The 21,730-nt window shown below is 39.5% G+C and carries 21 protein-coding genes; 1 reads left to right on the top strand and 20 read right to left on the bottom strand.

Going from position 1 to position 21,730, the window contains the following annotated elements; all coding sequences use genetic code 11:
- Positions 1–158: 158 nt before the first annotated feature.
- From PYW30_RS04540 to PYW30_RS04450, 19 genes are all read right to left on the bottom strand, one after another.
- On the bottom strand, positions 159–1,226 hold the full coding sequence (locus PYW30_RS04540; protein WP_042217913.1) for an ABC transporter substrate-binding protein: 1,068 nt from the start codon (positions 1,224–1,226) through the stop codon (positions 159–161).
- Between the two features lie 15 nt (positions 1,227–1,241).
- Complete coding sequence (locus PYW30_RS04535; RefSeq protein WP_042217915.1) at positions 1,242–2,042, bottom strand: ABC transporter permease; 801 nt, start codon at positions 2,040–2,042, stop codon at positions 1,242–1,244.
- A complete protein-coding gene (locus tag PYW30_RS04530) occupies positions 2,042–2,836 on the bottom strand; it encodes an ABC transporter permease (RefSeq protein WP_042217917.1) in 795 nt (264 codons plus the stop codon). The genes PYW30_RS04535 and PYW30_RS04530 overlap by 1 nt, the downstream gene beginning before the upstream one ends.
- Positions 2,833–4,104 (bottom strand): ABC transporter ATP-binding protein, encoded by a 1,272-nt coding sequence (locus PYW30_RS04525; protein WP_042217919.1) that lies wholly within the window; start codon positions 4,102–4,104, stop codon positions 2,833–2,835. The genes PYW30_RS04530 and PYW30_RS04525 overlap by 4 nt, the downstream gene beginning before the upstream one ends.
- A 786-nt stretch (positions 4,105–4,890) precedes the next feature.
- Positions 4,891–5,793, bottom strand: coding sequence for an HAD family hydrolase (locus PYW30_RS04520; protein ID WP_004257735.1), 903 nt, complete (start codon positions 5,791–5,793; stop codon positions 4,891–4,893).
- A 12-nt stretch (positions 5,794–5,805) separates the two neighbouring features.
- Complete coding sequence (murB, locus tag PYW30_RS04515; protein WP_014024680.1) at positions 5,806–6,714, bottom strand: UDP-N-acetylmuramate dehydrogenase; 909 nt, start codon at positions 6,712–6,714, stop codon at positions 5,806–5,808.
- 154 nt (positions 6,715–6,868) lie between these two features.
- Positions 6,869–7,774 carry an RluA family pseudouridine synthase gene (locus PYW30_RS04510; RefSeq protein WP_004257740.1) on the bottom strand — a complete coding sequence of 302 codons (906 nt, stop codon included), beginning with the start codon at positions 7,772–7,774 and terminating at the stop codon, positions 6,869–6,871.
- On the bottom strand, positions 7,775–8,227 hold the full coding sequence (lspA, locus tag PYW30_RS04505; protein WP_004257745.1) for a signal peptidase II: 453 nt from the start codon (positions 8,225–8,227) through the stop codon (positions 7,775–7,777).
- A 141-nt stretch (positions 8,228–8,368) separates the two neighbouring features.
- Positions 8,369–9,583 (bottom strand): ArgE/DapE family deacylase, encoded by a 1,215-nt coding sequence (locus tag PYW30_RS04500; protein ID WP_042217922.1) that lies wholly within the window; start codon positions 9,581–9,583, stop codon positions 8,369–8,371.
- A gap of 104 nt (positions 9,584–9,687) precedes the next feature.
- On the bottom strand, positions 9,688–11,181 hold the full coding sequence (locus tag PYW30_RS04495; protein WP_042217924.1) for a helix-turn-helix domain-containing protein: 1,494 nt from the start codon (positions 11,179–11,181) through the stop codon (positions 9,688–9,690).
- A 71-nt stretch (positions 11,182–11,252) separates the two neighbouring features.
- The gene (locus PYW30_RS04490) at positions 11,253–11,657 is read right to left on the bottom strand and encodes an ArsC/Spx/MgsR family protein (protein WP_042217926.1); all 405 of its coding nucleotides are present in this window, start codon (positions 11,655–11,657) and stop codon (positions 11,253–11,255) included.
- A gap of 108 nt (positions 11,658–11,765) precedes the next feature.
- Positions 11,766–12,644 carry a metallophosphoesterase gene (locus tag PYW30_RS04485; protein ID WP_042217928.1) on the bottom strand — a complete coding sequence of 293 codons (879 nt, stop codon included), beginning with the start codon at positions 12,642–12,644 and terminating at the stop codon, positions 11,766–11,768.
- Between the two features lie 91 nt (positions 12,645–12,735).
- Positions 12,736–13,764 (bottom strand): DUF3048 domain-containing protein, encoded by a 1,029-nt coding sequence (locus PYW30_RS04480; protein ID WP_042217930.1) that lies wholly within the window; start codon positions 13,762–13,764, stop codon positions 12,736–12,738.
- Between the two features lie 93 nt (positions 13,765–13,857).
- The gene (locus PYW30_RS04475) at positions 13,858–15,009 is read right to left on the bottom strand and encodes a mannitol-1-phosphate 5-dehydrogenase (RefSeq protein WP_042217932.1); all 1,152 of its coding nucleotides are present in this window, start codon (positions 15,007–15,009) and stop codon (positions 13,858–13,860) included.
- A 109-nt stretch (positions 15,010–15,118) separates the two neighbouring features.
- Positions 15,119–15,550: a PTS mannitol transporter subunit IIA gene (locus tag PYW30_RS04470; RefSeq protein WP_042217934.1), complete on the bottom strand. Its 432-nt coding sequence runs from the start codon at positions 15,548–15,550 to the stop codon at positions 15,119–15,121.
- 1 nt (position 15,551) lies between these two features.
- Positions 15,552–17,486, bottom strand: a complete 1,935-nt coding sequence (locus PYW30_RS04465) for a BglG family transcription antiterminator (RefSeq protein WP_042217936.1) — start codon at positions 17,484–17,486, stop codon at positions 15,552–15,554.
- A 24-nt stretch (positions 17,487–17,510) separates the two neighbouring features.
- Positions 17,511–19,337, bottom strand: coding sequence for a PTS mannitol transporter subunit IIBC (locus tag PYW30_RS04460; protein WP_042217938.1), 1,827 nt, complete (start codon positions 19,335–19,337; stop codon positions 17,511–17,513).
- Positions 19,338–19,726: 389 nt separating this feature from the next.
- Positions 19,727–19,855, bottom strand: a complete 129-nt coding sequence (locus tag PYW30_RS04455) for a hypothetical protein (protein WP_255204094.1) — start codon at positions 19,853–19,855, stop codon at positions 19,727–19,729.
- Between the two features lie 83 nt (positions 19,856–19,938).
- Positions 19,939–20,352, bottom strand: a complete 414-nt coding sequence (locus tag PYW30_RS04450) for an organic hydroperoxide resistance protein (RefSeq protein WP_004257790.1) — start codon at positions 20,350–20,352, stop codon at positions 19,939–19,941.
- A gap of 109 nt (positions 20,353–20,461) precedes the next feature.
- Here PYW30_RS04450 and PYW30_RS04445 point away from each other — a divergent pair, with 109 nt between their 5' ends.
- Positions 20,462–20,902 carry a MarR family winged helix-turn-helix transcriptional regulator gene (locus PYW30_RS04445; protein ID WP_042217940.1) on the top strand — a complete coding sequence of 147 codons (441 nt, stop codon included), beginning with the start codon at positions 20,462–20,464 and terminating at the stop codon, positions 20,900–20,902.
- Between the two features lie 54 nt (positions 20,903–20,956).
- On the opposite strand, the gene PYW30_RS04440 is transcribed toward PYW30_RS04445, so the two are convergent.
- Positions 20,957–21,640, bottom strand: coding sequence for a type 1 glutamine amidotransferase domain-containing protein (locus PYW30_RS04440; RefSeq protein WP_042217985.1), 684 nt, complete (start codon positions 21,638–21,640; stop codon positions 20,957–20,959).
- Positions 21,641–21,730: the final 90 nt, after the last annotated feature.

Here is a 21,730-nt window from a genome sequence, read left to right as displayed (position 1 = left end):
AACCTTCCCATTTGTCTTGGACGTGAAAATAAAAAAATAACCCTAACCATATTTTGGCTGGGTTTTGGCTGGGAACTTTATTCATTTCCCAATTTTTTCTGTCCTCCAAATGCTTGTAAATGGCGATATAATAGGATTCCACTTTTTAATTTACACTTTTATTTATTCATCTTAAACTGAAGATAGAGATCATTATATACCCCCGTCCAATATGGGCTCAGGTTAACATAGGCTTCATCTTCTTTGATTAATGCTTCATCAGGATAGTAAGATTTATCTTCACGAACTTCTGCAGGCAAGAGCGCTTCAGCTTTCACGTTAGGTGTTGAATAGCCTACGTATTCAGCATTCGCCGCTGCATTTTCTGGTTCTTGCATGAAGTTGATAAAGGCATAGGCCGCTTTGGTATTTTTACTGGTTTTTGGGATAGCCAAGTTATCATACCAAATGTTTGTTCGGGCAGGGACCACATAGTGCAAATGTTCATTGCTTGAAGTCATTTCTGAAGCTTGTCCACTATAAACGACAGACAGCGGAGTTTCGTTATTAATCATGTAACTCATGATTTCGTCACCGAGAATGGCTTTAACATTGGGTGTAAGCTGTAGGAGCTTGTCATAAGCACGATCAATCTCTGACTGGTTGGTCGTATTCACAGAGCTTCCTGTAGCGATTAAGCCCATCCCCATCACATCTCGACTACTATCTGTGAGGAGGATCGAATTTTTGTAATCTTTAGACCAAAGGTCTTCCCATTTTGTGGGTGGATAGGTGATGTATTTATCATTATATACAATCCCTAAAGTCCCCCAGAAATAAGGTACGGAATAAGTATTTTTAGGGTCAAATGCCGCATCCAAGAGCTTCGGATTATCATACTCAAGATTTTTAATCTTGGTGTGGTCTAAAGGAAGCAAAAGATTTTCTTTGGCCATTTTTTGCACCATGTATTCGCTGGGCACGACAATATCGTAAGCCATCCCGCCTTGTTTAACTTTAGAATACATGGCTTCATTGGAGTCAAATGTCACGTAATTTACCTTATAACCGGTCTCTTTTTCAAACTTCTTGAGGAGCTGTGGATCGATATATTCGCCCCAGTTAAAAATCGTCAAACTATTGGTAGATGTTGAAACACCTGTTGCGGCGGACATTCGCCATGCTGTAACGCCAAGAAGGGCAGTAATTGCTAAAATCCCTGTCAAAAAATAGATTAATTTTTTCAAGATAACTGTCCTTTCTTAAGTAATATTTGGTGTTTTTCCGGCAGTATCTGATTCTCTCATGATTATATAATACCCTATAACCAGTAAAATTGAGAAGAGAAATACAATTGCAGATAGCGCATTGATCTCAAGGGAGATGCCTGCACGCGCGCGTGAATAAATCTCAACAGATATTGTCGTAAAGTCATTTCCTGTGACAAAGAAGGTAACTGCAAAGTCATCTAAGGAATAAGTGAAGGCCATAAAGAAACCAGCAATGACACCAGGCGTCAAATAGGGCAGAATCACTTCTCTCAGTGCTTGAGTCTGCGTTGCCCCCAAATCATAGGCGGCCTCCACTAAAGATTTGTCCATCTCTTGATAAAGTGGCAACACCATCAAGACAACAATCGGAATAGAAAAGGCGATGTGGCTCAACAAAACGGAAGCAAAGCCAAGTTTCATTCCTACTAAGGTAAAGAGAATCAAGAAGCTTGCACCAATAACAACGTCAGGCGATACAATCAAGACATTGTTTAAGCCTAAGAAAGTCGTCTTACCTTTGGTTTTAAGGTTTTCGATAAACATGGCGCCAAAAGTTCCAATGATTGTGGCAATCAGAGCACTCAAGAAAGCCAAGAAAAAGGTTTGTACGACAATCAAAATTAAACGACTGTCTTGAAAAAGCTCTTTAAAATTGTCTAAGGTAAAGCCTGTAAATTGATTCATATCCCCGCCTTCGTTAAAGGCGTAAAAAATCAAGAAAAAGATTGGAGCATAAAGAATAAAGAGCACAAAGCCCAGATAGATTTTTCCGATACGGTTTTTACTACGCATTAGCTTCCCACCTTTCTTTCTCTTGTCACTAACATAATAATCATCATAGCAAAGACTAAAATGATGGCAATGGTTGAACCCATCCCCCAGTTTTGAGTGGTGAGAAAATGTTCTTCAACTGCAGTACCTAGCGTTATCACTTTATTTCCGCCAATCAAGCGTGTCAGCATGAAAAGTGACAAGCTCGGAATGAAAACTGCTTGGACACCTGAGCGTACACCATTGAGCGATAAAGGCCAAACCACATGAATAAAGGTTTGCCAACGCGTTGCGCCTAAATCATAACTGGCTAAGACGAGGTTTCCATCCAAATCCTCAAGGGCATTAAAAATGGGCAGCACCATGAAAGGAATCGAAATATAAGTGGCTACAAAGATAAAGCTAAAGTCTGTAAACAATATCTGCGGACGACCAAGCCCGATAAATTGTAGGAAACTGTTCACAGAGCCATACTTGCCAAAAATACCAATGAAGGCATAAGCTTTCAGCAGCAAATTCACCCAAGTGGGCAAGATAATTAGCATCAAGAGAAGCTGTTTGTGCTTGTGTTTCGTTAATACATAGGACACGGGAAAGCTAATCAAGAGTGTAACAACTGTAATGATTAGGGCATAGAGGATTGAGTTCCAAGTCATCATCAGGTAAGTTGAGCTTGTAAAATACTGGCTATAGTTCGAAAAGGTAAACTGTCCTTGAATGTTAAAGAAAGATTGCCAAAGCAAGAGGATAAGGGGTGCTACAACGAACAGTCCAACCCACAGGAAGTAGGGGACAGAGAAGAGTCTTTTGGTCATTCTTCTTCCTCACTTTCTCCGTTTTCTTGCTTATGCAAAATATCGTTTACGGCTTGCGCTAACTCCGTCAAGTCCATTGTGTTTTCCAAGGCTTCCTGAACAGCGTCCATGATGGCGGCCTCTTCTTCCGCAGCTTCTTCTTCGACCGCGTTTGCAATACCGATCGTTTGCTCTTCTTCCTCAACATACTCTTCGATACGCGCATCAAATTCTTCTTCGGTTTCGTCAAGACGCATAATGTGTATAGCTTCAGGCTCAAAATTTAAGCCGACCGTTTCTCCAACCAAAGCCTTATGGGTAGAGTGAATCAGCCATTCGTTATCAAAATCATCATAAGCCACAATTTCATAATGCACCCCACGGAAGAGTTGTGTATCGACTTTCACATTGAATTTTCCTTCATCAGGCAGGGTGAACTCAATATCTTCAGGACGAATGACCACCTCAATCGGCTCATTAGAGCGCATCCCACCGTCAACAGCTTCAAATTGTTGACCGTTGAACTCGACAAGATAGTCCTCAATCATGCGACCATTGATAATATTTGATTCGCCAATAAACTCTGCCACGAAATGGTTAATTGGCTCGTCATAAATATCAGTGGGTGTGCCTGACTGAACGATTTCTCCTTCATTCATAATGAAAATCCAGTCAGACATGGCCAAAGCTTCTTCCTGATCATGGGTTACAAAAATAAAAGTGATACCTAGACTTTGCTGCAACTCACGGAGTTCATATTGCATATCTTTACGAAGCTTCATATCCAAAGCTGATAGGGATTCATCCAGCAGAAGAACTTTAGGACGGTCGATGATGGCGCGTGCAATAGCGACCCGTTGTTTTTGCCCCCCAGAGAGTTTGCTGATGGCACGTTTCTCGAAGCCTTCCAGTTGCACAAGCTTAAGCGACTCCGAAACACGTTTTGCGATTTCTGATTTGTGAACTCCCTTGATTTTCAAAGCAAAAGCCACATTGTCAAAGACCGTCATATTCGGGAACAAGGCGTAAGATTGAAAAATCGTATGCACATCACGCTTGTTTGTTGGAACATCATTGATACGCTGACCGTCCAACAAAATATCTCCAGATGTGGCATCTAAAAGTCCAGCAATAATATTTAAAATCGTTGATTTACCTGAACCAGAAGCCCCCAGCAAGGTATAGAACTTCCCCTCTTCAATCTCAAAAGTAATATCTTTGAGCACTGTCGTACCAGTGTCTTCATAGGTTTTCGTTACGTTTTTAAATTCAATGATGTTTTTGGTCATAGTTTTTATCCTTCGTCTTGGATTTAGAGTTTTATTGTTGATAGCCAACACCGGAATCTCAAAACCGGTTGAAAGAAATATGCTCCTGTTGTTTGCAGAAAGTCGCCTTGACTCTCAGTGCCTTTACGTTCCTCATGAGTACCTTTAGGTACAATGAGGATAACATATGACGTTGAAAAATAAAAACGATGTTTTTTTGTTTTTCAACTAATGAGATGCTCAGGAAAGACCCTATAGGGCTTTCCGTCCATCATTAGCGCCTTCAGGCGCAATGATGGTAGCATATCAAAAAATCCAAGTGTACACACACTTGGATTCACATTCAATCTTTGATTACATATAAAAAGCAGTCTTACTGCGGAGAGACCGAGTAGTCAACTTTTAGTACTCTTATTGATGCGCGCAAGCGTGTTTCTTGGGTGGAGTACGAAACTCCATAAGCAAAGTAATTTGCTTAATCAATAAGGCAATAAAATTGCCAATCGGCTGTGACTCTGGCTGTCCGTATGGCCTTAGTTTTCGCTTGTTTATCGCAAAAATGAGTCCTATTTTCTGCTTAGCAGAAACTTTTATAATTATAACGTAAATTTTATGTCAATGCAAGAGTGAATTTTCTCTTTCCATGGAGGTTATGACGAAAAAAATCACAAACAATATGTTTTCGATTTTTTCTAATCCGGTGATGAGACAAGGCTCCATAGAGCTTCCCGGCTAGCACCTAGTGGCTTTCGCAACAAATGCCTAATGGCCAATTAAAAAATCAGAGCCTTCTCTGATTTCATTTTTTTATTTGTATCCTTTTAAAGTCAAGAATTCAATCTGTTTTTTGCTTAATTCTAGCATGTCAGCTACAGTTTCTAAATCAAATTTCCCTGTAGACAAAAGACGCTCTGCTGCGAGATTTACACCAGACTTAATACCCAACTCAAGGACAGGGTTAGTCTTGTCATTGGAATCCATGATGTATTTGTTATCTGGAAGATCAAAAAGGACTTTTACAGCACCAAAGAGTTGCTCAAAAGAATCAATTTCGACATCGTGTACTTTTTCACCTTGTGAAATACTGCGTCCGCGGTGATTGAACCACATGGTTTTCCAACCGCCATTGTGACCGCCCATAACATCATTGTCGTAAGAGTCCCCTACATACAAGGTTGTTTCAGGCGTCATGCCAAATTGTTGCGCAGCCAGGTTAAATATTTCTTTTTCTGGTTTTTGGAAGCCGGTTGCTTGCGAAACAATCACATGACTTGGCTCAACATAATCATACAAACCAAGTTTGCGTACTTTTTTCAGCTGATGTTCTGTTGGACCATTCGTAATTACACCTACTGGAATATTACGTTTCTTTAAAAAATCAAGTGTCAAACGCATTTCATCAAGCATGGTGATGTTTTCCAATTCATATTCATAAATTTCTTGGAAATAATCTCCGGTAGCACGTGAAATTTCAGGATAGCCCAGATCTTTAAGTGTTTCATTTGTACGATAAAAACGGAAATATTCAATGTCCCACTCGCCCGCAATTACTTTGGGGAAACCAAGGTCTGAATAGTGACGGTAGCGAATGTAAGCTTTGTTCATGTCTGTCATGTCAAAGTCAGGGAAGACTTTCGAAATGGCACGTCTGAAGGGTGCTTGCTGGTCGTAAATTGTATCGTCAACGTCAAAAACTATTGCATTAATCATTTTTCTTTGTTTTTATCTTTCTAATTTCTCACCGATAATACGGACTTCTGCTTCAAGTGTTAATCCAGAGTTTTCCCTCACATGCTCAATGACATAAGCGATCAAATTTTCGTAATCTGTAGCTGTGCCTTGATCAACATTAACCATAAAGCCTGCATGTTTTTTAGATACTTCTACACCACCGATACGGTGACCTTGCATCCCCGCCTCTTGGATAAGCTGTCCGGCAAAATGTCCAGCAGGACGTTTGAATACTGAACCACAGCTCGGGTATTCCAGCGGTTGCTTACTTTCACGTAAGCCAGTTAAACGGTCCATTTCTGCTTTGATAACAGCAGCATCACCAGCCTCCAGTTTAAACTGAGCTGAGACAACAATCAAATCCTCATCACGAATAACAGAGTGGCGGTAGCCAAATTTCATTTCGTCCGCCTCTAATACACGAAGGTGACCTTCTTGGTCAATAACAGTACAATTAAGCAAAACATGGGCAATTTCGCCATTATAGGCACCAGCATTCATAAAGACTGCGCCACCAACAGAACCAGGAATACCGCATGCAAACTCGAAGCCCGTCAAGGCATAATCAAGCGCAACATGTGTGGTATCAATCAATTTTGCTCCGGCTTCGGCAGTGATTACATTTTCGTCTACTTTTACGTGATTCATTTTTTCAAGTAAAATCACTAAGCCACGAATGCCACCATCACGAACGATTAAGTTGGACGCATTACCCAACACAGTAATTGGTGTTTCTGCTGCTCGTGCGAAGTCGAGAAGCGCGCTTAACTCTTCACTTGAAGCGGGAAAAGCAAGAAAATCTGCTGGTCCGCCAACTTTGGTGTAGGTATAATTTGACAATGGCTCATCGTATTTGACAAGCAAATCAGGAAATTTTTCGAAATCAGATTTTTTTAGCATAGAACTATTTTACCACAAATTCATTCTAGGACGGTAAAAATTTATAAAACAGCTGGATGGTTTTTGTTTAACAACAACTCAGAATTTGCAACAGACTTAGGCGCTTTGACATCCTACAATGACCAAGGAAGTAAAGGACAACAAAAAACCTGTCTTACGACAAGCCTCTTAAATTATCAAGTTGTTGAGCAAATATTTCAGGAATATCAACCTGAAACTCAAGCTGTTCGCCTGTTGCGGGATGTTCAAAACCTAAAGTTTCGGCATGGAGAAATTGCCCCTTGTTTGGCGTTAAAGTTTTACTTGGACCATAGAGAGGATCCCCAGCAATTGGGAAACCAATATAAGCCATGTGTACGCGTATCTGATGCGTACGCCCTGTTTCAAGCTCAAGAGCGACAAGAGTATATCCAGGAAAACGTTCCATGACGGTAAAATGAGTTTTTGCTGGTTTACCACCGGAAATTACGGCTTGTTTCTTACGCTCCTTAGGATTACGACCAATCGGTGCTTCAATCGTGCCTTTTTCATTAGGTAATTCGCCATGTACGAGTGCAATATAGCGGCGTTTATTCGTTTTTGCCTTAAGCTGTGCAGCTAAAGACTCATGAGCTGCATCATTTTTTGCAATCATCAGTAAACCGGAAGTATCTTTATCGATACGGTGGACAATACCGGGACGAATCACACCATTAATAGAAGAAAGATCTTTGATGTGGTACATAATGGCATTAACTAAAGTACCTGAAGCATGTCCCGCACTTGGATGAACAACCATTCCTTGGGGCTTATTAATCACTGCCACATCAGAATCTTCATAAACAATATCTAAAGGAATATCTTCAGCTTGGATATCAAGCACTTCAACTTCTGGCAGTTCGTAGGCGATTGCTTCCCCTACTTTTACTTTATACTTTGCTTTTTTGACTTGCCCATCTACCGTGACTTTCCCCTCACGAATCAGCTCTGTCAATACTGAACGTGAAGCATCACTCAAGTTAGCTAAAGCCTTGTCTAAACGAAGCCCTGCATTTGGCTCGTCAATAATTACTACTGTCATTTATTCTACCTCTTTGTCTAAAATAATCGCGATAAAGAGTACTACAAAACCTATTGAAAGCAGTATATCAGCGATATTAAATATTGGAAAATTGATGAAATCCGTCTGGAACATGTCCACCACAAAAGATTGGCGTACCCGGTCAATAAAGTTCCCTAGCGCTCCTGAAATAATCAAGGTCAGTGCGGCAAAGTACCAGTTTTGATTTATTTTTTTATTAAGAAAGTAAAGCGCTCCGATGATCACAATCGGTGTCAAGATAAGGAAAAACCATTGTTTTCCTTCCAACATCGACCAAGCTGCGCCTTCATTTCGAAGATAGGTTAGGCTGAGGATACCAGGAATAAATTCCTTTTCTCCTCCCAATGGAATATTAGAAACAGTCCAAGCTTTCAACAGCTGATCTGCAAGTATACCAAGAAGTATTAAGCCAAGGGAGATTATTTTTTTCATACTCTCTATTATACTATATAGAGCCAATAAAAGATAATAGAAGTTCATAAAGGAAGAAAGTGGAGTAAGAGTCCACAAAAAAATAACACTAGGAGTCAAGAAAGGTTACCTGACCCCTAGTGCTATTTCCTCCTGTAATTTTCAACTTGCAAAATATTTTTGAATCATGTCTTCGTATATTTTGATAAAGTCTAAAAAGCTATCTATAAGGACATATTCGTCAACAGCGTGCGCTGTAGCATTTCCGGGTCCACAAACCACAATATCAAGGTTAGGATTAGCCCTTACAAACTGTGAAGCATCTGTTCCACCAGATACACCAACTTGTGGTGCTTTTTGCTGCAGATGTTCTTCCAAAACTTCGGAAGTCACTTTTACTATTTTTGAGTCTGGACTACTTTTGACAGGTGCAACATTTTCAGTGACCTCTAAAGATAACTCTACATCTTGCTCACGATTACATTCATCAATCAGTGCTTGTATATCGGAAATCAATTTTTCATTAGGCAGCGCGGGAATGGTACGGATTTTTACACCCATACTTGCATTGGCCGGAACAGTATTGATCTGTTCGCCACCATTAATCAAAGTCACGACAGGAATAGTTGGACCTAAAAGATCATCTTCTTCTGTCAGTTTATCAAAATATACTTTTTGTTTATCATAAAACTTAAGTAATCCTTCGATGGCATTTTTCCCCAGCTCTGGCATTGAGCTGTGCGCAGCTTTACCTTTGGCATGCACCTTATAGTTGACCGAACCCTTGTGTCCAATAAAAATGAGACGCATCTCCCCGTCGAACTCCGGAATATCGAGCGGAAAAGTACCTTTCATTTGTTGCAATGTGGTAAAGTCGCCACCTGTTGGCTCGCATACAACTAAGGCTTCCATATCATCGGCATAGCCAAGTTCTGCAAGCTGACCTGCTCCAAGTTCACCCTTTTCTTCGCCAACCGTAGCGAGTAAGCGTACTGTACCATTCAGAGGAAGGCCACTTTCTTTAAGATTAATCATGGCCACAACGGCTGCGACAAGGCCAGACTTCATATCTGTAGTGCCACGCCCATACATTTTTCCATCTTCGGTCACAGTCGCACTCAAAGGGTGATGAGTCCACTTGCTCACATCCCCTAAAGAAACAGTATCTTCATGCCCATCAAAACCGATCACCGGTCCCCTGCCGTTGCCAATCTCGGCAACAAGACTGGCGCGGCCTTCGATGTAAGGGATTATCTTGGATTCAATATCATGCTCTTGAAGCAATTCACGCAAATAGTTCGCCACTTCTTCTTCGTTGCCATTGACTGAGTTGATTTGGACCACATCTTGTAATATTTTTATAGCATCTAAAGTCATTTTAACACCTCTTATCGTCTTTTTTAATACTTCTAGCTTAGCACTATAAGAAAAGATATTGGGGTAAAAAACGGCAGATGGGAAGCCACAAAAAAAGACGAAGTTTACTCGTCATTTTTGGTGATTAGGATATGTAGATAGTCCTCAATGTCCCCGATTTCCCTTCGCGTAAGGAAAGGATGCACAAGGAATAGCTGCGCTGGTTTTTTCAAATTGCTGTGCTCTCCCATAGCGCTTGTCGAGATAACGATGTCTACATTTTGTTCTGGTTCTGATAAACTTGTGATTATTTTTAAATTATAAAGGTGGCCAAATTGATTAAAAATTTGTCGGATTAATAATTTTTCCAACATCTCGGACAAATCGGTATCAATGAAGAGGGTAATTTCTTTTTCCTGAAACTGGACGGGCATAAAGAAGGATAAGGCCAGTATATACTCACCAATCAAATACTCTTCATTTAAAAAGAGGGTGAGGCCACTTTCTTGATATAGCTCAGCGAGGAGTTTTTTCAAAGATTGACGCATGACTGGGAAAAAGTAAGACGAAACGTTAATTGCATGATATCCAGACTCTGAGAAAATGATATTTGAAAATAGGTCTGCATGCAAATGACAAGGATAAATATACCGTAAGAACAATCTTCTTTTCTCTTCAGAGAGCTTACCCGTGTGCAATTCCATTTTTTGAACCAAACGTTCTGTAGCTTCAAAGGCAGGTGTCCCTTCAAGAATACTCCAAAAATCGGGCGTCTTATGTTCAAGACTATTGTAAATTTTGCTCTTGGTCATGGCTTCAATCAGCAAAAAATCCACTTCGTGTTTAGGAAAACCATAATTTTTATAAAATAAAGCATAAATGTCCGTCTTTTCATCAATCCATTCACAAATCGAACGGTATTTCTCCCAACCTTCTTCCAGGTTCACTGAAAAACCCCGTTGATATCTGCTGAAATTTATGGCGAACATATAGGCGATCTGGTAGGCTGTAAACTGATTCATCTGCAGATCTATCTCATGGCTTATCTGCGAAATTAAGTGAATGATTTTTTCTTTATTAACCCCTGAAAAGGGCCACTCATCCCCTCGGTAAAGGCGCCAAAAGAGAATATTCAACATCCCTCTTACTTGTTGTTCATCTCCTTGAAAGAGATACTGTTTTTTTCTGGTTACAACCTTCACACCCAGCTTGGCCATCATTTGGTTGGCACTTGCGATGCGCTTTTTAATCAAAGATTCGCTGACAAAATTCTCCATAGCTAAGCGTTCCAGATTTGCATCTTTGTTTAAAGCAATCGAAAAGAGAATTTTATAAATAATGATGTTTTCGATAAGTTTTTGGCGAAATTTACGATAATCACGCGCATCCTTAATTTCTAAAAGATTGCCACGCCCTTTTAATATTTTGAGATTGAGATTGTCCGAGTCGAAAGACCTTATCTCATGGAGCAAGCTATTGATCAAGCTGGTTGTACGTTTGGTGCTGATACCCAAGGTTTTTGCCATTTCTTCGGCATCAATCCAGTCGCCCTTCTCTTTCATAAGTTCTAAGAGTTTGAGCTCTAGACTCACACTGTCTTCTATTGCTGTTATTTTCATTATAAATATCCCTTACTTTTTTGAATGCCCTATCTCCTTATTATAACTCTAAAATGGTAAACATTACAGTTTTAATCACGCAGATAACGTGGAATGAACTTTCTCATTTCGACTTCGTTATAGCCTACCAACATCTTATTTTTACTAATGATAATGGGGGTAATCAAACATTCTGGATGTTCAGTGACGAAAGAAAGAGCTTCTTTAAAAGTTAATTGATTGAGTCTCATTAAAGCTTTCAACGTTTTCTTTGAAGATGTGCGTGATTTTTTGGTGATTTCTGAAAAGCCACCTTCAGATAGAGATAAAATTTCCAATAAATCTGTTTCTGATATTTTTTCAATTCGGACATATTTTGCTTCTATCCCATAGTTCTGAAACCAGGAATTTGCTTTCTGACTGGCGGTACAAGGTTTGCGGTAATATACTTTAATCAAGGCTTCACCTACAGTTCTTTCCGTTTCATGTATAGACAACTCTTCTATTTTATAACATTTAAAGCTACAAAATAGTCACTTTACAGGAAATGACAAACATCTTTTTGTAGCAAAAAAAAAAAAAAAGAGAACAGAGCCTCTTTCCTTTTAAATATAAATAGTGAACTGTGTTACTTCAGGAATAACGCCAAAACGTGCGTGAATTGATGTGGTCCCTATCCCTGTATTGACATAAAGTTGTGTAATTGCATCAAGCTGGTATAAACCACGTGTATACTTCTCTGCAAGAACATTTTTTATCGGGTAGAAGGGAATCCAGACCTGACCACCGTGACTATGTCCTGCTAAAACCAGCTGTGTATCTGTACCGATAAAAGCATCCGCAACATCAGGTTCATGTGTCATGGTAATGGCATAATCATAGTTTTGACGGTAAGCAAGCGTATCGGATACCGAAGGATTTCCTAAAAGAGAGTCATCCAGTCCACCTAAGAAAATTTGACGACCGTCGCTCAATGTTAGTGTTTCTCCCTGGTTTCTTAGCACGGTAAATCCACCCGCTGACATGACATCTTCATAGACGCGGACTGCGCCACCACCATAATCATGATTGCCCCAAACGGCATACTTTCCGATATTGGCCTTAAAGGCATTTAATTTTTCAATCATTGGTGCCCTTTGTTCTGGATACTTGGAGTAATTATCGAACAAATCCCCTGTAAACAAGAGAATATCTGGCTTTTGAGCATTGACCTTCTCAATCACCTTATCTAAACGATTCGTTTCATAATACTCGGAAACCTGCAAATCAGAGATTTGTACAACATTTAGTGGTGTTCGGTCATTTTTCTTCCCCAGCTCAACATGATTGACATGCACAAGGAAGGGCTCAACTTTCCAAGCATAGAAAGGCAGAGCAATGATGAGCAATATAAATAAGCTTAGGATAGATAAGAGGACGCGCTTCGTTTTATTTTTGGTTTTTTTACTGGTTCTTGGAGGTGTTTTTGTTTTTGGGTTTTGCATAGTGTTTTATTATAGCATAAAAGAGTGTTACGTTTGTAGACACTCTTTTATATCTTTTTTCATAGTTTATAAATACTGGGAGCGGTGTGTATTACTCCCAAACAACTTCCCGACTATTATCAACCGCTGTTATCCAAGTCTGACCAGACTTGAGCGGAATTTTATTCCCTTGTTCGTCGGTGAAGCTGATATTTGTTTGTGCATTTGGTTTTGCCCAATTGCCTTCCTGGACTTTGCCGTTTTGGAAAATATAGACCTTACCTGTACCCGTCGTTTTGATATCCATGTGGTTACCATCTCCGGATAATTTTTGATTGACCATGATGGCAATAACTACATCGGGTGAAATTTGACCTTTTTCTCGGTCTTGATGTGCTTCACCGCCTTGGAAACGTTGATAGGTCTTGCTGGCTGTATTGTAATGATAGCTGACTTCAAAAATACCGGTAGAGACTGGAAGTCTGATGGCTTGAGCAGCTGGCAGGTCACTTTCTGTTTTATCGGACTTGAGCGCTTGTCTGTCCCAGCTTTGGAAATCAGATTTTTTCTTATCTAGTTTGGCCATATATTTGTCCAAACCGCTCATTTTCGTATACATATTATGTGGTGCCACGCGGTCCTCAGAACGCCAGAAGATACCCTCAGGTGCTTTAAATTGATCCAAGTCTGCGACATAATCCCCGGACTTGACCATGTTCAAGGCTAACTCTGAGCCGCCTACATGAGCTAAGCCAGCATCAAAACCTGCTGCCCACTCTACAAAGTATGGACGAATAGAACGAACAGGGCCAATCAAATCAGGCTGTGCTTCCTGATAAAGGGCCACAAAGCGTGTAATGCCTCCTTCGGCGACAGCTTCAAAAACCACTCCCGCATCTTTAAGACCGGATTGTGGACGTGCTTCTGGTGAATTCTCCACCATTACAGCTGTTATCGGCCGTTTTGCCTTATCGACAGTTGTTTCCAGCCCCGTTAATTCAGAGCGAACGGGTCCAGTTTCTTTCTCTTGTTTTACTTCTTCTTTTGGTGTGTTTGGAGCAGAGACCTTCGTTTGCCAAAGGAAGAGCCCAACTGCACCAGCTAAAAGGACGATGATGATAGCGATTACTTTTTTCTTCATGGTTTTATTATATCAGAAAAGTCCCTTCTTTCACCATTTTAGCCTTGTAAGTAAGACAAGGGCATCATCAAAACACAACTTTTTCAAGTAAGTTCACTTCATATATTTTTTCGCACTAGCCTCAATCTCCGCAATCAAGGTCTCATCTGTAAGACGAGTGACTTCACGAATAACAGCATTAAGGCCTTTTTCTTCTAAGGCTTCTTGCAAAGTCATAGCTTCTTTATCATTGTCGTCTTTGTAGGCAAATATTTTACCCACAACTTCCAGATGACTTTGATAAGATAAACCTCGTTCAGAAAGTTCACGGATTGGGCGAATAAAGCGTTCGTCGTATCCTAGCTTACGCATAGGTGTTCGTGCTACCCGGCTTATCTCATCCACAATCTCTGTGTTTGAGAAGCGCTCAATAATCGTTTCATGATAAGCTTTTAGCTCTTCTTCAGTAAAGTCCCATTTGGCTAAGAGCAACTGACGTGTTTCAGCTTGAACATCTTTAAGTGAGGCTAATACTTCATTGTTTTGCAAGGCTTCTAAAATCGTTTGGTAACCATAGTATGCACCTGTATAAGCCACTGTGGCATGACCGCTGTTGACAGAGAAGAGCTTACGTTCAATAAAAGGCTCCAAATCTTTGGCATAATGAACACCCTCAAGCTTTACTTCACTATTTTTCAGTTGACTTTCGTCCACCACCCATTCACGGAAGGGCTCAACAACAACGTAGAGCGGATCTTCATGGGATTGATTGGGCACGATACGGTCGACTGCTGCATTGGGAAAGCCGATCTTCGAATCTACAAATTCTACATCAACTGGTGTTAAGTATTCTTTGACCTTCTCAAAAAGAAATTCAGAACCCCCAATCATGTTTTCACAAGCAAGAATGTCTAATGGTTTTTCATTTCCTTGGCCTTTACGCTTTTGAATGCCTTTAGCAATCAGTTCCGCGATAAAAGGAAGTATGTTGGGCCCAATGGCTGTAGTAACGATATCTGCCTGCGCGATAGCCTCAACAACTGCTTCAGGATTCTGCGCATTGTTAATGCCGGAAACGCTATGGACTTGAATTTTTTCATGCGCTTCTTCTGCCAGCTCTATGGTATATTTTTTTTCTTCATTTAAAGCGTTGATGATTTTTTCATTGACATCTACAAAGGTAATTTCAAAACCGTTCTTATATAAGATTTCTCCGATGAAACCACGTCCGATATTTCCTGCGCCAAAATGTACTGCTTTTTTCATTTGTATTTACCTTCATTTCTTCTTTTTACTCCTTCATTGTAATCGTTTTCTTTCTTCTACTAAATAAAAATCTTGGCACTTTTTACTGTGCCAAGATTTTTGAGATTATCTAGTTTTCAAAGTATGCTGCGATTTCGTCAACGTTTTGTGCATCTGCGATTTTAACAACATTATCAACATCCGCACAGAAAAGCGAGATTTTTTGGATGAGCTCCAAATGTTCATCTCCTACACCTGCTATTCCAAATAAAACAGTCGCTACTTTTCGTTCTTCAGCATCGCCAAAGTTTATGCCCCGAGGCACTTGCACAATACATATGCCCGTTTTTTTAACCTCTTTTTTTGCCTCATCCGTGCCATGAGGGATAGCGATAAAATTTCCCATATATACAGAGAGTTCCTCATTACGTTGAACCATAGCTGGGATATACGCTGCTGTCACACAGCCTGCATCATGAAGCAGTGAGCCACAATATTCAATGGCTTCTTCTTTTGTTTCAAAATGTTTATTTAGTTTTATCAGATTTCTTTGAATTCTCATTTTATTCTCCATATTTTTGGATTGATTCAGTCATAATCGTTTTTACAAGTTCTTCTACAACTTCTTGGTTTCCAGAATCATAAATTTTCGTATACAGTTTATTTTCGATGATCGAGCTCGATATTCTTCCCAAGAGATATGTCGCATAGTGATCAACTTCTGGAGGTGCTAATAGTAAAAGGACACGATTAACGCTTATCTTTTCTTGGTTCATGGCTATTACTTCTATGCGCTCCTCTAAATCATATATTTTGAAAAGCGGATACGGTACTGTTTCATAAAGACCATGAAGCAGTGCGATATTCGTGTCCGGAATGGCTAAGTGAGTCGCCTCAAAACGTTCTAACAAGAGCCTGGCCAACCCTTCTTTTTCTGAAAAACCCAGGCGCTGTACTATCCGTTCAATAACAGCTTGCAAATCTGCTGGATTTTCTAAAGTTTCCAGAGAAAATTGCTCCAATAAAGTATTACTTATAGTGAATAATCTACTTAAATCGACCGTATGTCGGGGCTCATCTTCTCTGTTTTCTTTCCTTGCCTCTTGTTGAATCACCCGCAATTGGTGACGAATATCATCTGTATTTTTCTGATCCAATATACGGCTCACATAGATATAATCCAGCTCTTTTTCTGTTGTGAATACTACATCATAGTGCGCCAAATCCGGAATTTCAGACATTTGGATGATATCGATACGCTTCAAAAAGGGGAAATTTTTCTTTAAGTGACTAATCAGAAATTCACAAGAAATTCGTCCCCGACTGGTCACAATTGCTGCTGTTAAGGGAAGGACCAGATCACTTCGTTCGAGAGTGGCTACGAAATGTAAAGTTACAAAGGCAATATCTGTACTGGAGAATTTCCGTGCAAACACTTTTGGCAGAACTTCCTGCACAACTTTGAAAACTTTTTTGTTGTCTGCTTCAATCTTTTTGATAAACTTATTTTCTTTTTCGGAGGAAAGATCCGGTAAAATTTCTGTTTCTTTTAAGTGAGCATAAAGAAGGCCATAGAGTTTATCGTCCTTGATAAAAGCAATATCCATTTTTTGTGAAACTTCACTGATGAGTTGACGCACTTTATAAGAAAATTGGCTGTCGAATTTTTCCATAAAAAGGACTTCACGGCCAAAGCCAAAGTAAAGTACATCATAAATACTGGCGAGATATACAATCTCTGCAAGATTAAAGGCTGTTCCTCCTAACTCTTGGATAATTTCCCTTACAAAGGCAATGGCTTCTTTACTTGGCTTACGTGACAGTCCAGTTGAAACTGTTTTACCTTGGTTGATCCTTAGAAGTGTTATGCCAAGGAAAAATTGCATCAAAACCTTACTTTTATCGACAGCTTTTATCTCGACATTTTTTTCAAAGACCGTTTTTGCTTTCTCCAAAAACTGTGTTTCCAAAAACGAAGATATTTTTCCTTCTGCAAAATCGCCATTCAATGCTTCACTGATACTCATTGCGTCATTTAATATCGAAACCAAGACCGAACGAATTGTTTCTTCTTTTCCAGTAATCCAAATGTCGTCTCCTTGATGTAAAAGGAGTTCATTTTCTTCACAAATCTTTTCTATTTGTTTCAAATCCGAAATAACAGTGGGCAAACTTACCGCAAAACGTTCTGCTAATCCTTCAAGAGAAAAATGCTGGGTGACTAAAAGAACAAGCTCAGCTTTCTGTCTTTCTTGGGGTGAAAACTCTTTAAGCTCTTGAAGTTGCTCTAATCTCGCTAGATTTCCTTCCAGATAATAGCCTTCTGGTGAAGTGCGTAAATAAACATCCATATGAGGCAAGGTCAATTGAAATTTATCCAGATCTCGATAAATGGTTCTTCTACTGGCTCCAGTGGCTTCCATCATATCCGCAACGGTCAAGGTTTTCTTCACTAAAAATTCTTGAATAATTTGTTGTTCACGTTGTGTTACTAACACGAGGTTTCCCCCTTTACTTTTGGTTTATAACTTGTTCAAACGTGCGACAAGTTGGTCATATTTTGGAGTCGTAATCAGACTTTCAACTTCCAAATATTGAGCATTCGGTGCTACTCTTTTTGCTCGATGGGTAAATGCTTCTGTAGTTACAATCATAATGTTCGCTGCATTGAAGGCCGCTAAACCTAAAAACTCTACATCAGAAATCGGAAGTTGGATGCCATTCATCTTAAAGATGGCACCTAATGTTTCTTTACCCATTGTTGCAGACCCGATATGCTCACCATCATGAGCAAAGACAACTTCATCGATTTGATTCAGGTCTATCTCTTCTTCTACTATTGAATTGTTCGTTAAAGTAACACGCTCGCTCTTAGCGGATTCTGAAGCTTGTGTTTGAGACAATTGTGAAATTATCTCATCGTATTTTGGTGAATTTAAAAAGTTTGAAACAGAATATCGAATAGCATCTGGTGACATTGTTGCCGCACGTGCGGCTAATTCTTCTTGTGTAACGACGATAGTATCTGGTCCTGCTTTCAGATTTGCAATAGCAATATTGGTAACATCTTGTGGCAAACCAGCTTTATTTACTTTGTTTCTTAAGATAGATGCGCCCATCGCAGACGAGCCCATACCCGCATCACAAGCAAAAATGACATGTTTAACCGCTGAAAAATCAACCGTTTCATGAGATGGCGCTTGTCCTTTGGCAACAGCCTTCGCTTCCGAAACATTGGCTTGTGCTTCTTCAAGTGCTGAATCATCCACCATTGACTTATCACGTTTCAAAATGAAGGATGCAACAAGGAAAGAAACACCTGCAGCGACAAGAATACCAGCCCAGACACTCAGAATATTTCCCACTCCTCCTGCGGCTTTACCAGAGGCCATCCCTGTGATGGCAATAATGGAACCTGGAGACGCTGGAGCTTGTAGACCCGCACCTAAAAAGTTATTTGTCAAAGTACCTGATACCCCACCAGCAATTACTGCGAAGAACAGGGCAGGTTTCATCATCACGTATGGGAAATAAATTTCGTGAATCCCACCAATAAATTGGATAATCATCGCACCTGGTGCTGTGGCTTTCGCTGAACCTTTACCAAAGAGCCAAAAGGCAATCAAAATACCAAGACCTGGTCCAGGGTTTGCTTCAAGTAAGAACAACAGCGATTTTCCTTGTTCACTGGCTTGTTGGATACCTAAAGGTGTTAAAATTCCTTGATTGATCGCATTGTTTAAAAATAGAATTTTAGCAAGTTCAATAAAGACATTTGCTAAAGGGATGAGATGATTTGAGACGAGGAAATCAACACCTTGCCCCATAATATCTGTTAATGCTGCAACCAATGGACCAACTACTTTTACGGCAAATAATGAAATACCAAAACCGACAAGACCGGCAGAAAAGTTGTTAATCAACATCTCAAGTCCTGCTTTGATACGAGGTTGGACGACTTGGTCAAATTTCTTAATCACCCAAGCTCCAAGAGGACCTAAAATCATAGCTCCTAAAATCATGGGAACATTGCCGGTTTCATTAAGCCCGCCCATCGCAGTTGTTGCTGTGGCCACGATCGAACCAAAGGTAGCAATAGCACCAACAACACCTCCGCGGTGATCATAGATATTCTTACCCCCTGTATAACCAATCATGACGGGAATAAGGAAGACAAGCATTGGGCCAACCATAGCAGCAAAAGTACTGTTAGGTGTGAACCCATCTGGAATAAAGAACATCGTGAGAACACCCCAAGCAATTAAAATCGGAATGTTAGGCATGACCATATTTGAGAGTGCAGTTCCAAGTTTCTGAACACGCACCTTAAGACTTGTTTTTTCTTTCATTACAACTCCTTATAAGATAATTAATATTGTATATCTAAATTGTAAACGCTTTCGATTATGTTTCATAAAAAAACCTTGGCACTTTTTATTGTGTCAGGGTTTTATATTATATGTTTGATTTTTTGAGGATAAAGATAAAGCAGACTTCTCTGTCTATTTCTTTTAGCAAACTGAGGGTATATCTTCTGCAAAAGCTACTTCTGAATTTTATTTTGCAATAAAACAAAAAAAGTATACGTTTTCATAGGTAGTATAGCACATGTATTAGATTATTTCCATTTTCTTACACTTTTATGAATAAGAGTTTTTGTACTCCAGATTATCGCTCACTCGCTTTTGAGTAAGGGTTCTTTCAACAAAAAAACAAGAAGTCATTGGACTTCTTGTTTTTATTCAACCGTCTGCAACATATATTCTAACCAGTCTCCTGAGTCAACAGGAACCAACTGGTCATTGGCATTTAGATGTGCATTGGGATTATAGTGGTAGTAGTAAACTTCTTCAGTTTGACCATTCATGAGAAAGGCTGTGGTACTTCGACGAATGTATTCGCTTATTTTATATTATTCACTGAGACCTATTCTTTTCTTATTTCTCAGTTTTAAAAGATATCAATTGTAACTTCAATATTCCCTTTTGTCGCACGGGAATAAGGACAAGTTTCATGGGCCATTTCTAACAATTCTTTTGCCTCTTCAAAGCTTACACCGTCTATGTGTCCGACGATGTCAACACCTAAAACAACATCGGGCACTGCTCCTTGACTTAAGTTGTAGAGGGATACAGTTACTTCTATCGTTGATTCCCCATCAATATTTCTTGATTTTTTAACATAGTCTAAAGCACTGTTAAAACAAGCGCTATAACCTGCTGCGAACAGCTGTTCTGGATTTGTCGCATCCACAGCTTTACTTCCTGGTGCTGCAATATCTAACTTAAAGCTATTATCTGGAGAGTGTACCTCACCATTACGCCCACCTGTATTTATCATTTTTGTTGAAAATATTTTTTGCATGACCTTACCTCTTTTCATTTTTGATTGTGCACAATTTAATTTTACTAAATATAGTTGCATTTGACAAATATATGAAATCCGTTATAATAAAAATATTTGGGAGGACATCATGAGTAATTCGATTTTAAACAAGGAACTTTGCTTTCAACTGTACATTGCTTCTAAAGAAATTATTAAACAGTACAAGCCGTATTTAAAAAAATATGATTTGACATATACAAGCTTTATTGCTTTGCTGGCACTAGAAGATGACATGACCGTCAATGCGCTGGGGGAAGAATTATACTTAGATTCTGGTACTTTGAGTCCTTTATTAAAGAAACTGGAACAAAAAGGTTATCTTGTTCGAAAACGCTCGCGTTCAGATGAACGCAGTGTTAAATTATTTTTAAGTGAAGATGGAAAGAAACTCAAAAAAAAGCTTCCTGCTATTTCCATACAAGTTAGCCAAGAACTTGCTGAACAATCAGATGAAATTAACTATCATAGTTTGATTACGCAACTCTCTCAACTCAATAACATCATGAAAAACATGAAACGAGAGCCGTAACATTCTTGCTTCTAAAACAAAAAAAAGAAGGTGAATCCTTCTTTTTTATTGGTTTTATTTACGTAACTCCGCTACAAGTAATTCAGCGACTTTTTGGGGAGATTGGGGATTTTGTCCCGTTATTATCCGTCCATCTCTTACAGCAAAAGCTTTAAAAGCTGAGTCTTTTTTATATCGCGCACCACGTTGATTGAGCTCGGTTTCGGTTAAGAAAGGGACAGCGGCTGTTGTTCCATTAAGTTCTTCTTCCTCGTTAGTAAACCCGGTAACGATTTTATCTTTTATAAGGTATTCACCTACTTCGTCTTTCAAGTTCAAAAGTCCAGCAGAACCATGACAAACAGACGTTATAAATCCACCTGCATCATAAATTTCTTCAGCGACTTTCATTAACGCTTTATCTTCTGGATAATCCCACAGTACGCCATGACCGCCTGTAAAATATATAGCACCGTAGTCCTCAGCATTTAAATCTGATATTTTTTTTGTGTTGGAAAGGGCAACTTCTCTAAAATTTCTGTTTGTATACCATTTCCAATCGATGGCGTTCGCATATTTAAAACTTTCAGGATCAATGGGAACATAACCCCCTTGGGGACTTGCAAAATCAACTTCATATCCTGCAGAGATTATTTCCTCATAAAAATGAGTGGTCTCGCCCAACCACAGCCCTGTAGCTCTGTCTGTCTCATCATATTTAGGCGTGTTTGTTTCTATGATCAATATTTTTTTCGTCATTTTTTGTCTTTCCTTTCCAGTTAAGCTCACTTATACCTCCTTATAAAGCTTAAGGTCGCTTATACAGGAGATATTGTTCACTGTTGAATT

The organism is Lactococcus garvieae subsp. garvieae (assembly GCF_029024465.1).
Taxonomy (GTDB): domain Bacteria; phylum Bacillota; class Bacilli; order Lactobacillales; family Streptococcaceae; genus Lactococcus; species Lactococcus garvieae.
This window is presented reverse-complemented; position numbering and strand designations above follow the sequence as displayed.